11 protein-coding genes, 2 tRNA genes and 2 pseudogenes are annotated in these 13,165 nt (G+C 55.7%); 10 read left to right on the top strand and 5 right to left on the bottom strand.

Features of this window, described 5'->3' with window-relative positions; genetic code table 11:
• Nucleotides 1-104: 104 nt before the first annotated feature.
• From A3466_RS01520 to A3466_RS01510, 3 genes and pseudogenes are all read right to left on the bottom strand, one after another.
• Nucleotides 105-192, bottom strand: a tRNA-Ser gene (locus A3466_RS01520).
• A gap of 137 nt (nt 193-329) precedes the next feature.
• A pseudogene (locus A3466_RS01515) lies at nt 330-1,006 on the bottom strand (isochorismatase family protein).
• A gap of 20 nt (nt 1,007-1,026) precedes the next feature.
• On the bottom strand, nt 1,027-1,887 hold the full coding sequence (locus tag A3466_RS01510; protein WP_063449102.1) for a pirin family protein: 861 nt from the start codon (nt 1,885-1,887) through the stop codon (nt 1,027-1,029).
• Nucleotides 1,888-1,996: 109 nt separating this feature from the next.
• Here A3466_RS01510 and A3466_RS01505 point away from each other — a divergent pair, with 109 nt between their 5' ends.
• Nucleotides 1,997-2,902, top strand: coding sequence for a LysR family transcriptional regulator (locus A3466_RS01505; RefSeq protein WP_063449101.1), 906 nt, complete (start codon nt 1,997-1,999; stop codon nt 2,900-2,902).
• A gap of 134 nt (nt 2,903-3,036) precedes the next feature.
• Here A3466_RS01505 and A3466_RS01500 read toward each other — a convergent pair.
• Nucleotides 3,037-3,124: transfer RNA gene (locus A3466_RS01500), tRNA-Ser, on the bottom strand.
• 232 nt (nt 3,125-3,356) lie between these two features.
• On the opposite strand from A3466_RS01500, the gene ghrA reads away from it, so the two are divergent.
• The 7 genes and pseudogenes from ghrA (at nt 3,357) to ymdB (ending at nt 7,603) form a co-directional block, all read left to right on the top strand.
• Nucleotides 3,357-4,295, top strand: a complete 939-nt coding sequence (gene ghrA, locus A3466_RS01495; RefSeq protein WP_063449100.1) for a glyoxylate/hydroxypyruvate reductase GhrA — start codon at nt 3,357-3,359, stop codon at nt 4,293-4,295.
• An 84-nt stretch (nt 4,296-4,379) separates the two neighbouring features.
• Nucleotides 4,380-5,117, top strand: a complete 738-nt coding sequence (locus A3466_RS01490) for a phosphatase (RefSeq protein WP_063449099.1) — start codon at nt 4,380-4,382, stop codon at nt 5,115-5,117.
• A 19-nt stretch (nt 5,118-5,136) separates the two neighbouring features.
• Complete coding sequence (locus A3466_RS01485; protein WP_063449098.1) at nt 5,137-5,691, top strand: TorD/DmsD family molecular chaperone; 555 nt, start codon at nt 5,137-5,139, stop codon at nt 5,689-5,691.
• 96 nt (nt 5,692-5,787) lie between these two features.
• A complete protein-coding gene (locus A3466_RS01480; protein WP_074160891.1) occupies nt 5,788-6,270 on the top strand; it encodes a DUF1097 domain-containing protein in 483 nt (160 codons plus the stop codon).
• A 70-nt stretch (nt 6,271-6,340) separates the two neighbouring features.
• A pseudogene (locus tag A3466_RS21915) lies at nt 6,341-6,505 on the top strand (curli assembly chaperone CsgC); the annotation flags it as partial.
• Between the two features lie 160 nt (nt 6,506-6,665).
• On the top strand, nt 6,666-6,986 hold the full coding sequence (locus A3466_RS01475; RefSeq protein ID WP_063449096.1) for a type 1 fimbrial protein: 321 nt from the start codon (nt 6,666-6,668) through the stop codon (nt 6,984-6,986).
• An 80-nt stretch (nt 6,987-7,066) separates the two neighbouring features.
• Nucleotides 7,067-7,603 carry an O-acetyl-ADP-ribose deacetylase gene (gene ymdB, locus A3466_RS01470; protein WP_063449095.1) on the top strand — a complete coding sequence of 179 codons (537 nt, stop codon included), beginning with the start codon at nt 7,067-7,069 and terminating at the stop codon, nt 7,601-7,603.
• Nucleotides 7,604-7,647: 44 nt separating this feature from the next.
• Here the strand turns inward: ymdB and mdoC are convergent, their stop codons facing one another.
• The gene (gene mdoC / locus A3466_RS01465) at nt 7,648-8,784 is read right to left on the bottom strand and encodes a glucans biosynthesis protein MdoC (protein WP_063449094.1); all 1,137 of its coding nucleotides are present in this window, start codon (nt 8,782-8,784) and stop codon (nt 7,648-7,650) included.
• A gap of 255 nt (nt 8,785-9,039) precedes the next feature.
• Here mdoC and mdoG point away from each other — a divergent pair, with 255 nt between their 5' ends.
• Nucleotides 9,040-10,593: a glucans biosynthesis protein MdoG gene (gene mdoG / locus A3466_RS01460; protein ID WP_063449093.1), complete on the top strand. Its 1,554-nt coding sequence runs from the start codon at nt 9,040-9,042 to the stop codon at nt 10,591-10,593.
• Entirely contained in the window at nt 10,586-13,114 is a 2,529-nt protein-coding gene (gene mdoH, locus A3466_RS01455; RefSeq protein WP_063449092.1) for a glucans biosynthesis glucosyltransferase MdoH, read from the top strand. The genes mdoG and mdoH overlap by 8 nt, the downstream gene beginning before the upstream one ends.
• Nucleotides 13,115-13,165: the final 51 nt, after the last annotated feature.

Here is a 13,165-nt window from a genome sequence, read left to right as displayed (position 1 = left end):
GCTGCGCCAGTTGTCGAACCCCGGTGGGGGGTTCTCATCCCCCCCCACAGGCATGCAATATGCAAAAAAAAAGCCCGCATTTTCATGCGAGCTCTTCTTCAATATGGCGGTGAGGGGGGGATTCGAACCCCCGATACGTTGCCGTATACACACTTTCCAGGCGTGCTCCTTCAGCCACTCGGACACCTCACCATATTGTTTTGCTGCCTGACCGCTTGGGGGGCAACGGGGCGCTACTATAGGGAGTTGCGCGAAAGCGGTCAAGCAGATTTTCTGCATTCGTGCCTGTTCGGTTAAGCCTTAATCAGCTTATGGCGCACCGCGCAGGATTAACGCTGCGAATCGAGCACTTCGCTGTTTTTCACCACCTCCTGCGCTTTGCCGTAGCTTTCGATCAGCAGCTGGTAGGCCGGGAAGATATGGGTGTAGACTTCCGCCCAAGCCGCCGCATCTTCACGATTCCATGTCCGCTGAATTTCAGAGGCAACGGCTGCCGTGTCCATCGGCACCACGCCTGCCTGTACCACGCGTGCCAGGGTGATCTCCTGTGCCATTTTGCTGTAGGTGCCGGAGGCATCAATCACCGCAAACACTTTATATCCGTCCGCCACCGCGCTGATGGACGGGAAGGCCATGCAGACGCTGGTGATCGTGCCTGCAATAATTAACGTCTTGCGACCGGTAGCTTTTACCGCCGCCACGAATTCCGGGTTATCCCAGGCGTTGATCTCACCTTTGCGGGCCACATACTGCGCATGCGGCGCGTTGGCGTGGATCTCGGAATAAGCGGGCCGTTCGGCCCCTGTGGAACCGACGCCGTGGTGATCACCGGGATCTCCGCCAGCGTGGCGATTTTTGCCAGCGCCGCCGCACGGGCGCGCAGCTCAGGCATCGGCATATCGCCAACGGTCTGGAACAGCCCGCTCTGGTGATCGATAAGCAGCATAACGGCATCATTAACTTCAATAACGGGACGCGCACCGTTGAAGTTAGCAGGTGTAGGCATAATGCTCTCCTTTATCAGGTTTAGATCTGGCCAAAGCGGCCGGAGTTAAAATCGCGTATAGCTTCGGCGATCTCGGTTTTACTGTTCATCACAAACGGGCCGTAGCCCACAATCGGTTCATTCAGCGGCTCACCGGCCATCAGCAGCACTTTGGCATCGCTGCTGGCTTCGAGATGCAGTTTGTCACCGCTCTGACTCAACACGACCAGCTGCGCCTCACCGGCGGGCGTAGTGCCGTTCACCGTCACGCTCCCCTCAAGTACAACCAGCGCCGTGCTCCAGCCTTCGGGCTGATTAAGCGTCAGGTGGCTGCCCTGGTGCAGCGTGAGATCCCATACGTTCAGCGGTGAGAAGGTATGCGCCGGGCCGGTGACATCGTCAAAGCGGCCAGCAATCACGCGCAATGTTCCGCTGTTATCCGGCAGGGGGACCACCGGGATATCTGCCTTTGTGATGCTCTGGTAGCCTGGCGTCGCCATTTTGTCCCTGGCGGGCAGGTTGACCCACAGCTGCATCATTTTCAGTTCACCACCTTTCTGCGAGAACGTGCTGGAGTGGAACTCCTCGTGCAAAATGCCGGCGCCTGCCGTCATCCACTGCACGTCGCCCGGGCCGATTACGCCGCCTCTGCCGGTGGAATCACGGTGCTCCACTTCGCCTGAGTAAACGATGGTCACCGTTTCAAAACCGCGATGAGGATGCTCACCCACCCCACGTTTCGCGCCGTCCGCCGGAAAGTTGTAGGGACCGGCATAGTCCAGCAGCAGGAACGGGCTCAGCGGTTCGCCGTGCGTCTGGTAAGAAAACATTGAACGAACCGGGAAACCATCACCGACCCAGTGCGGACGAGGGGCGGTATAGACGCCTGTTACGTTTTTCATGATTAACTCCTGATGTTCTGTTGATGTAATTAGCTTATATTCACGGTTAATATCCCGGTAGATAGCGAAAATGACATTCACTGTTCCTGAAATGGAACAATGGAGGCGTATGCAGGATCTCAATGATTTCGTATGGTTTGTGAAGGTGGTGGAGCATGGCGGCTTTGCGGCGGCAGGTCGGGCGCTCGATCAGCCCAAGTCAAAACTAAGCCGCCGGATTGCCCAGCTGGAAGAGCGCCTGGGCGTTCGGCTGATACAGCGAACCACGCGGCAGTTTACGGTGACGGAAGTGGGGCAGACTTTCTATCAGCACTGTAAAGCCATGCTGGTAGAGGCCGAAGCGGCGGAGGAGGCGGTGGCGGCGTTGCAGGCCGAGCCACGCGGCGTGGTCAGGATCACTTGCCCCGTAACCCTGCTGCACGTGCACGTGGGTCCCATGCTGGCGCGATTTATGGCGCGCTATCCGGGGATCAACCTCCAGCTCGAAGCGACCAACCGCCGGGTGGATCTGGTGGCGGAGGGGGTGGATGTGGCGATCCGCGTTCGTCCGCGCCCGTTTGATGACAGCGATCTTGTATTAAGGGTGCTGGCGGACAGGGGGCACTGTCTGGTTGCCGGGCCGGCACTGCTGGAACGGATGGGCAACCCGACGGCGCCTTCTGAACTCAGCGCATGGCCGGGTTTAAGCATGGGCGCGGGTAAGCATCTGCATAAGTGGGAGTTAAGCGGGCCGGAAGGCGCGAAAGCAGAAGTTCACTTCACGCCGCGCCTGGTGACCACCGACATGCTGGCGCTGCGGGAAGCGGCGATGGCGGGGGTGGGCCTGGTGCAGCTGCCCATTTTGATGGTGAAGAATCAGCTGGCATCAGGTGAACTTATTCGTGTGCTAAATGCGTGGGAACCCAAACGGGAGGTGATCCATGCGGTGTATCCTTCCAGACGAGGTTTGCTGCCGTCGGTCAGGACGCTGGTGGATTTTCTCACCGAAGAGTACGCACGGATGGTGGAGGAGTAAAGTCCCTGTAGGTCGGGTAAGCGAAGCGCCACCCGACAGGCGTTTCGCACGGAGCCAAAGGGTTAGAATCCCCCCACAGACGTGCAATATGCAAAAAAAAAGCCCGCATTTTCATGCGAGCTCTTCTTCAAATATGGCGGTGAGGGGGGGATTCGAACCCCCGATACGTTGCCGTATACACACTTTCCAGGCGTGCTCCTTCAGCCACTCGGACACCTCACCATATTGTCATCCCGTTGTTGCCGGGACGGGCGCTAATGTAAGGAAAAGCCGTACTGGCGTCAACCCACTTTTTCAGTAATTTAGCGCGTTTATACAAACTTCAGGCAACCTGATTCCGAAATGTGCGAAAAGCGCCTCTTTTATCAGCAACGCGGTTCGCTGATAAATTTGTTATGCTGGCAATCCAGTTGAAAATGAAAATAAAACAGCGCAATAAAAGGCAGGAATGACTATGGATATTATCTTCTATCACCCCACTTTTGATACGGCTTACTGGATCAACGCGCTCACGGCGGCACTGCCTGGCGCACGCGTTCGCGAATGGAAGCGGGGCGATAATGAACATGCCGACTACGCGCTGGTCTGGCATCCCCCGGTCGAAATGCTACAGGGCCGCCGTTTGAAGGCGGTGTTTGCCCTTGGTGCGGGGGTAGACTCCATCCTGAGCAAGCTGAAGGCTCACCCTGAAATGCTGCCGGAAGATATTCCTTTGTTCCGTCTGGAGGATACCGGTATGGGACAGCAGATGCAGGAATATGCCGTGAGTCAGGTGCTGCACTGGTTCCGCCGCTTCGACGATTATCAGGCCTTTAAGCAGCAATCCCACTGGGAACCTCTCCCGGATTATCAGCGTGAAGATTTCACCATCGGCATCCTCGGTGCAGGCGTCCTGGGCTCGAAAGTCGCAGAGGCACTCGCCCCGTGGGGCTTCCCGCTGCGCTGCTGGAGCCGCAGCCGTAAGGATTATCCGGGCGTCGAGAGCTTTGCTGGAATGGATGAACTTCCGGCGTTCCTGAAAGAGACACGGGTACTCATTAACCTGCTGCCGAATACCGCGGAAACGGTGGGCATAATCAATGGCGCGCTCCTCAACCAGCTGGCAGACGATAGCTACTTAATGAACCTGGCGCGCGGGGTGCACGTGGTGGAAGACGATCTGCTGAAAGCGCTGGACAGCGGTAAGCTGAAAGGCGCAATGCTCGATGTCTATAGCCGCGAACCGCTGCCAACAGAAAGCCCGCTCTGGGCTCACCCACGCGTGGCGATGACGCCCCATATTGCGGCCGTAACGCGACCGGCGGAGGCCGTGGCGTACATCTCGCATACCATCAGCGAAATAGAGAAGGGCAACGCGGTGACCGGACAGGTCGACAGACAGCGAGGCTACTGAGATAAACCCGGCGTTCGCCGGGTTTTTGCTAATATTCGACGCTGATAACTGCTATCCTTTGGAAAAACCGCAGAGGAGAGAAAGATGTATCCCGTTGACCTGCATATGCACACCGTCGCCAGTACTCACGCTTACAGTAACCTCCATGATTATATCGCTCAGGCGAAGCTGAAAGGCATCAAACTGTTTGCGATTACCGATCACGGCCCGGATATGGCGGATGCGCCGCACTACTGGCATTTTGTGAATATGCGTATCTGGCCACGTCTGGTGGACGGTATCGGGATACTGCGCGGCATCGAAGCGAACATCAAAAATACCGACGGTGAAATTGACTGCACTGGCCCGATGCTGGCTTCGTTAGATCTGATCCTCGCCGGTTTCCATGAGCCGGTTTTTGCGCCGCAGGATAAAGAGACCAACACCGCAGCGATGATTGCCACCATCGCCAGCGGCAACGTGCACATTATCAGCCACCCGGGTAACCCTAAATACCCGATTGATATTCAGGCCGTGGCGCAGGCGGCGGCGAAGCACCGCGTGGCGCTGGAGATCAACAACTCTTCGTTCGTTCACTCGCGTAAGGGCAGTGAAGCCAATTGTCGCGACGTGGCGGCTGCCGTGCGTGACGCGGGCGGAATGGTGGCGCTGGGCTCTGATTCTCACACGGCCTTTACGCTGGGTGATTTCAGCGAATGCCTGAAAATATTGCAGGATGTGGATTTCCCGGAAGAACGCATCCTGAACGTCACGCCGCGTCGTATGCTCGACTTCCTTGAGTCGCGCGGCATGGCGCCGATTGATGAATTTGCCGATCTTTAATGACTAATGGAATAAAAACATGAATGAGTTTTCCATCCTTTGCCGCGTGCTGGGCACCTTATATTACCGCCAGCCGCAGGATCCGCTTCTGGTTCCGCTGTTTACCCTAATCCGTGAAGGTAAGCTGGCGCAGAACTGGCCGCTGGAACAGGATGAGCTGCTGGAACGCTTGCAAAAAAGCTGCGATATGCAGCAGATTTCCACCGATTATAACGCGCTGTTCGTGGGAGAAGAGTGTCGCGTGTCGCCGTATCGTTCTGCCTGGCAGGAAGGGGCAACCGAAGCGGAAGTACGGGCATTTCTCTCAGAACGCGGTATGCCGCTGACGGATATGCCAGCCGATCATATCGGTACGCTGCTACTGGCGGCCTCCTGGATTGAAGATAATGCTGGTGACGATGAGAACGAGGCGATTGAAACCCTGTTCGAAACGTATCTCCTGCCTTGGGTTGGAACCTTCCTGGGCAAAGTGGAAGCGCACGCAACGTCACCATTCTGGAGAACGCTGGCTCCGCTGACGCGTGATGCTATCGCTGCCATGTGGGATGAGCTGGAAGAAGAGAACGAAGAGTGATTTAGATCACAAAAATTCTGCAACGATACATTTCAACTTGCACGTAATGTGCTTCCGATCTCATTTCCCGGGTGCGCATCTGCTAAGATGCGCACCATGAATATATTACTTTGTATTGCAATCACGACTGGCATCCTTTCCGGCCTTTGGGGTTGGGTGGCGGTGTCGCTCGGTTTGTTGAGCTGGGCCGGTTTCCTTGGCTGCACGGCCTACTTCGCCTGCCCGCAGGGGGGTCTCAAAGGGCTGTTTATTTCAGGCTGCACGTTGCTAAGTGGCGTGGTCTGGGCACTGGTCATCATGAAAGGCAGCGCGCTGGCACCGCATATGGAAATCCTGGGTTACGTCATGACCGGTGTTGTGGCCTTCCTGATGTGCGTTCAGGCAAAACATCTGCTGTTGTCCTTTGTGCCCGGCACGTTCATGGGTGCCTGCGCGACCTTTGCAGGGCAGGGGGACTGGAAGCTGGTGGTTCCTTCACTCATGCTGGGTTTACTGTTTGGCTATGCCATGAAGAACAGCGGCCTCTGGCTGGCAGCCCGACGCGAGAAGAGCCAGAACGTTTCGGCGGTAAGTGAATAAAAAAAGGCGAGACGGAAATCTCGCCTTTTTGTTGCACTGTCGATCAACGTGAAACCGTTCGCCGGCGGCGCGGCAGAAAAATACCCTTCTAATACCCGTTAATCAGCCGATTGATTTAACGCGGATCGGTTTAAATATTTACTCAGGGGATGCGGTAAAAATGATTGTCACCGTTTCTGATGAAAATTCGCTCCATTTATCGCAGCAGTGGAATGCACCGGCCAGTACGCTTTAATCATTCATGAAATCAATCATTTATTAAAGTGGCGGCGCTGCGCAGGTAAGCTATGCTGATATCAAGAACCCGGTAATTGGGTTGCTTAAATTGATACTTCACAGGTCATAACGGAGCGTTTTTACCCCTCATGGACGAATTTCATTGAGGAGTACAAATAATGTTCAAATCCGCAGCGTGTATTATTTCTGGTCTGGGACTGATCCTGTCCTCTTTTTTTTCTCCGGCTTATTCCGCAACCATTGAAAATGGTGGGGTTATTCATTTTCGTGGCGCGGTGGTGGCCGACCCGTGCGAAGTCGCTCCTCAGCATCAGCAGTTTGCGATTTCCTGCCCGGAAAATAACCGTATGAAAACGCATACCATCAGTTATGACGAGGCGCTCCGGGGACATCATCCTCATTCAAACCTGGCCGCTGTCACCATGAAATACCTGAATGAAGAGAAAACGCTCGCGGTTGTTCAGGTGGACTACCGCTAGCAGCCGTTTCTTTCACGACGGTTTTTCTCCCTCTCCCTCTGCGATACACTTAAGAAAAGGGCGGGTTGCAGAGGGTGTTTATGAGACCGCAAATCGACGTTATTCATGGCGATATCACGACGGTGCACGTTGACGTGATCGTCAACGCAGCCAATTCCTCCTTGCTGGGCGGAGGGGGAGTGGACGGTGCCATTCACCGGGCCGCAGGCCCACAGCTTCTGGAAGCATGCAAAACCGTGCGCCAGCAGCAGGGAGAGTGCCCGCCGGGGCATGCCGTCATTACGCTGGCGGGGGATCTCCCGGCCAAAGCGGTTATCCATACCGTTGGCCCCGTCTGGCACGGCGGCGACCATCATGAAGCTGAGATTCTGGAGCAGGCGTATCGTAACTGCCTGCGGCTTGCGGCCGATAACGGCTATAAGACCATGGCGTTTCCCGCCATCAGCACGGGGGTTTACGGTTATCCAAAGGAAGCGGCCGCAACGATCGCCGTGAATACCGTTTATCACTACCTTTCCCTTAAGCCCATGCCGGAAAAAGTTATTTTTGTCTGTTTCGACGAGCACACCGCCGACCTGTATCAGCGGATATTGACCGAGCGCAGCCAGCTATTTTGATGTCTGAGATGCAAAAACGGCGCCCTGATGGCGCCGTTTTGTTATCACGCTTTAACCTGAGGCTTGCCTGAAAACAGGAAACGCAAAAGCGGGATCCGCAGGTGGATTTCATACAGCACGATGGCAATGCCAACCACAAAGACCAGACCGGTGAAGAAGCCCAGCGCATTCGAGGCAATATGTGGCGTAATGTATGCCCCGAAAAACAGCGTCAGCGGATGGTGAACCAGGTAGATAAACAGCGAAGCATTAACGAAATAGGTTACGCGGCTGGATTTAAAATTCAGCAGGCGATGGCCCAGCGCGAACACCACGTTCACCATCCACAGGCCCATCAGCATCGTTATTACGCTCTCGGTTTCATACATCCACGCGTCCCCGCTGCCGTAGCGCTGATTGAGAAGATAGGCAGCAAAGGCCAGCGCAGCACCCACTGCACACCAGGGGGAGGGGGTGGTAAACAGCGCTTTAAGCCGCGGATGAATAAACGCCAGCGCGCCAATCAGGAAGAAGGAAATGTAAAACAGCGTCTGCATCACCACGAAATTAAACAGCCCATCGCTCAGAATAGGGGGATAGACGAGGAACAGGGTACGCCTGACGGCGGCATACGCAATCCCCAGCGCAAGAAACAGCAGCGACAGCTTGCCCAGAGTGATGTTGGCAAAAAAGGCAGAGGATGTTGAGCTCGCGCGCTGGCGCAGCCGGCTGAAGATCAGCACGCTTACCGTGGTTAACACCACCAGAACCAGCAGGAACCAGAGGTGGGAAATCAGCTCCCAGACCAGGGTGTTGTATTTCTCATAAAGGGAGAGATTCGACCAGGTTTCCGTTTTCCCTTTAACATACTGCAACATAATGAACTGCGGCAGCGTCAGCAGCGGGATGGCCGTCAACATCGGTATGCCCACGCGCTCCACGCGCACTTTCCACCAACGCTTCAGGGGATAGCGCAAAAAGAGCATGTAGGAGAAATATCCAGAAATGACAAAAAACACCTGCATGCGGAAGGCATGAATAAAATCATTAAACAGCGTAAGCCACCAGGAAGGCATCTGACTGTTCACGTGCCAGGTGTGGCTGGAATAAATCAGTGAAATATGAAAAGGGATCCCCAATAGCATGAGCCATGCGCGGATCGAGTCGAGGAAATATTCACGTTGTACAGGGGTTGTGCTCATATAACTTTGCGCATTCTCAGACTTTTCGCCTTATCCCTAAGGCTCATAATGGTTACATTCGGAGCCAACCCTACACCAAGACCGACACCCTGTCTCCAGGATAAGCACGCAAAGTGAAAAGCGGGTTCTTTCATTTGCTTAATCCATGAGCCAGCGAGCTGAACAAAGCAGTGATAATGTTGTCGGATTGCCTGAGTTTCCATTAAAATGGATCGGATCGATATAAGCACACAAAGGGGGAAGTGCTTACTTATTATGAAACATAAACCACAAATGATGAAAATGCGTTGGTTGGGTGTTGCAGTGCTGTTGTCACTGTATACCTCATCTGCACTGGCCTTTAACATCGATGATGTCGCAAAACAGGCAAAATCGATGGCGGGCAAGAGCTATGAAGCGCCAAAAAGTAACCTGCCCTCCGTTTTCCGCGACATGAAATACGCGGACTATCAGCAGATCCAGTTCAATCACGATAAAGCGTACTGGAACAATATTAAAACCCCGTTCAAGCTTGAATTTTACCACCAGGGTATGTACTTCGATACGCCGGTTGCCATCAATGAAGTGACGGCGACTGCGGTACGCAAAATCAAGTACAGCCCGGATTATTTCAATTTTGGCGATGTGCAACACGATAAAGACACGGTGAAAGACCTCGGCTTCGCAGGCTTCAAGGTGCTTTATCCGATTAACAGCAAAGATAAAAACGACGAAATCGTCAGCATGCTTGGCGCCAGCTACTTCCGCGTGATTGGCGCGGGGCAGGTGTACGGGCTTTCTGCGCGCGGTCTGGCGATTGATACCGCGCTGCCATCAGGTGAAGAATTCCCTCGTTTTCGCGAGTTCTGGATCGAACGTCCAAAACCAACCGACAAACGTCTGACAATTTATGCGCTGCTGGACTCCCCTCGTGCGACCGGCGCTTATCGCTTCGTGATCATGCCAGGGCGTGACACGGTGGTTGACGTGCAGTCTAAAGTTTACCTGCGCGATAAAGTGGGCAAGCTGGGCGTTGCGCCGCTGACCAGTATGTTCCTGTTTGGGCCGAATCAGCCGTCTCCGGCAACCAACTTCCGTCCTCAATTGCATGATTCTAATGGCCTTTCCATCCATGCCGGTAACGGCGAGTGGATCTGGCGTCCGCTGAACAACCCGAAACACCTCGCGGTCAGCAGCTTTGCGATGGAAAACCCGCAGGGCTTTGGTCTGCTGCAACGTGGCCGTCAGTTCTCCCGCTTTGAAGATCTGGATGACCGCTACGATCTGCGCCCAAGCGCCTGGGTTACGCCGAAAGGTGACTGGGGTAAAGGCAAGGTTGAGCTGGTTGAAATTCCAACCAACGATGAAACCAACGATAACATCGTGGCGTACTGGACACCGGATCAGCTGCCGGAAGCCGGTAAAGAGATGAACTTCAAGTATGCGATCACCTTCAGCCGTGACGAAGACAAACTGCACGCGCCGGATAACGCGTACGTGATGCAGACGCGTCGTTCGACGGGTGACGTGAAGCAGTCCAACCTGATTCGTCAGCCGGATGGCACGCTGGCGTTTATCGTGGACTTCACCGGGCAGGATATGAAAAAACTGGCGCCGGATACTCCCGTGACGTCACAGGCGAGCATTGGCGATAACGGTGAAATCGTTGAAAACGCCGTGCGCTACAATCCGGTGACTAAAGGGTGGCGTTTAACCCTGCGCGTGAAGGTGAAAGATCCGAAACAGACCACTGAAATGCGCGCCGCGCTGGTCAGTAACGATAAGCCGCTGAGTGAAACCTGGAGCTATCAGCTACCTGCCAATGAATAATACATCTGAATATATTGATGCCATGCCGCTGACGGACATCGAAAAAGCGGCGCTGCCTGCGAGCGACATCCGCGCGGTTCACACCGCGCTGGATGGTGAACACCGTCACTTTTCCCGTGATGATGATACGCCGCTGGGGTCAGTGAAGGCGCGTCTGGAGCAGGCCTGGCCAGACTCGCTGGCAGAAGGGCAGTTGATTAAAGACGACGAAGGACGCGATCAGCTTCAGGCGATGCCGAAAGCGACGCGTTCCTCTATGTTCCCCGACCCGTGGCGCACCAACCCGGTGGGCCGCTTCTGGGATCGCCTGCGTGGGCGTGACGTAACGCCGCGCTATCTGTCACGTCTGACCAAAGAACAGCAGGCGTCCGAGCAGAAATGGCGTACCGTAGGAACGATTCGTCGTTACATTCTGCTGTTGCTGACGCTGGCGCAAACGGTCGTCGCCACCTGGTACATGAAAACCATTCTGCCGTACCAGGGCTGGGCGTTAATTAACCCTGCTGACATGATTGGCCAGGATATCTGGGTCTCCTTCATGCAGCTGCTGCCGTACATTTTACAGAGCGGCATCCTTCTGCTGTTCGCCGTGCTGTTCTGCTGGGTCTCCGCTGGGTTCTGGACCGCGCTGATGGGCTTCCTGCAACTGCTGATGGGACGTGACAAATACAGCATTTCCGCGTCAACGGTCGGGGATGAACCCCTCAATCCCGAGCACCGTACCGCGCTGATCATGCCTATCTGTAACGAAGATGTTGACCGCGTATTTGCAGGGCTGCGTGCAACCTGGGAGTCCGTGAAGGCGACCGGTAACGCGGCGCATTTCGACGTCTATATCCTGAGCGACAGCTACAACCCGGATATCTGCGTGGCAGAGCAAAAAGCCTGGATGGAGCTGATTGCCGAAGTGCAGGGCGAAGGGCAGATCTTCTACCGTCGTCGCCGCCGCCGCGTGAAGCGTAAAAGCGGGAACATCGATGACTTCTGTCGTCGTTGGGGTAATCAGTACAGCTATATGGTGGTACTGGATGCAGACTCCGTCATGAGCGGCGATTGCCTGAGCGGTCTGGTGCGTCTGATGGAAGCTAACCCGAACGCGGGTATCATTCAGTCCTCGCCAAAAGCCTCCGGTATGGACACGCTGTATGCGCGCTGCCAGCAGTTTGCGACCCGCGTCTACGGGCCACTGTTTACCGCCGGCCTGCACTTCTGGCAGCTGGGCGAGTCTCACTACTGGGGCCACAACGCCATTATCCGCGTGAAGCCGTTCATCGAGCACTGTGCGCTGGCGCCGCTGCCGGGTGAAGGGTCGTTTGCCGGGTCCATTCTGTCGCATGACTTTGTGGAAGCCGCGCTGATGCGCCGTGCAGGGTGGGGCGTCTGGATTGCCTACGATCTGCCGGGCTCGTATGAAGAGCTGCCGCCGAACCTGCTGGATGAGCTCAAGCGTGACCGCCGCTGGTGTCACGGTAACCTGATGAACTTCCGCCTGTTCCTGGTGAAGGGGATGCATCCTGTTCACCGGGCGGTGTTCCTGACGGGCGTGATGTCCTATCTTTCTGCACCGCTGTGGTTTATGTTCCTCGCGCTCTCAACCGCGTTGCAGGTCGTGCATGCCCTGACGGAGCCGCAGTACTTCCTGCAACCGCGCCAGCTGTTCCCGGTGTGGCCGCAGTGGCGTCCGGAGCTGGCGATTGCGCTGTTCGCGTCGACCATGGTGCTGCTGTTCCTGCCGAAGCTGCTCAGTATCGTTCTGATCTGGTGTAAAGGTTCGAAGGAGTACGGTGGTTTCTGCCGCGTAACCCTTTCACTGCTGCTGGAAGTGCTGTTCTCGGTCCTGCTGGCACCGGTGCGTATGCTGTTCCACACGGTATTCGTGGTAAGCGCGTTCCTGGGTTGGGAAGTGGTGTGGAATTCACCGCAGCGTGACGATGACTCCACGCCGTGGAGTGAAGCCTTTATGCGCCACGGCTCTCAGCTGCTACTGGGGCTGGTGTGGGCCGTCGGGATGGCCTGGCTGGATCTGCGTTTCCTGTTCTGGCTTGCGCCAATCGTCTTCTCGCTGATCCTCTCGCCGTTTGTGTCGGTGATCTCCAGCCGTTCCACGGTGGGCCTGCGTACCAAACGCTGGAAGCTGTTCCTGATCCCGGAAGAGTATTCTCCGCCGCAGGTGCTGGTGGATACCGATACCTACCTGGAGCAGAACCGCAAACGCACGCTGGATGATGGCTTTATGCACGCCGTGTTCAACCCGTCATTCAACGCCCTGGCAACCGCAATGGCGACCGCGCGTCACCGCGCCAGCCAGGTGCTGGAGATCGCCCGCGATCGCCACGTTGAGCAGGCGCTGAACGAGACGCCAGAAAAGCTTAACCGTGACCGTCGTCTGGTGCTGCTGAGCGATCCGGTGACGATGGCAAGGCTTCACTACCGCGTGTGGTCCGCGCCGGAGAGATACTCTTCGTGGGTGAACTACTATAAAGACGTGAAGCTGAACCCGCTGGCGCTGAAGGCGAAATAAGTAGTTAAGTAGGGCGGGTAAGCGAAGCGCCATCCGCCAAATAAAATACCG

The sequence above is a fragment of the Enterobacter genomosp. S genome (assembly GCF_001631805.1).
GTDB classification, from domain to species: Bacteria; Pseudomonadota; Gammaproteobacteria; order Enterobacterales; family Enterobacteriaceae; genus Enterobacter; species Enterobacter quasihormaechei.
This window is presented reverse-complemented; position numbering and strand designations above follow the sequence as displayed.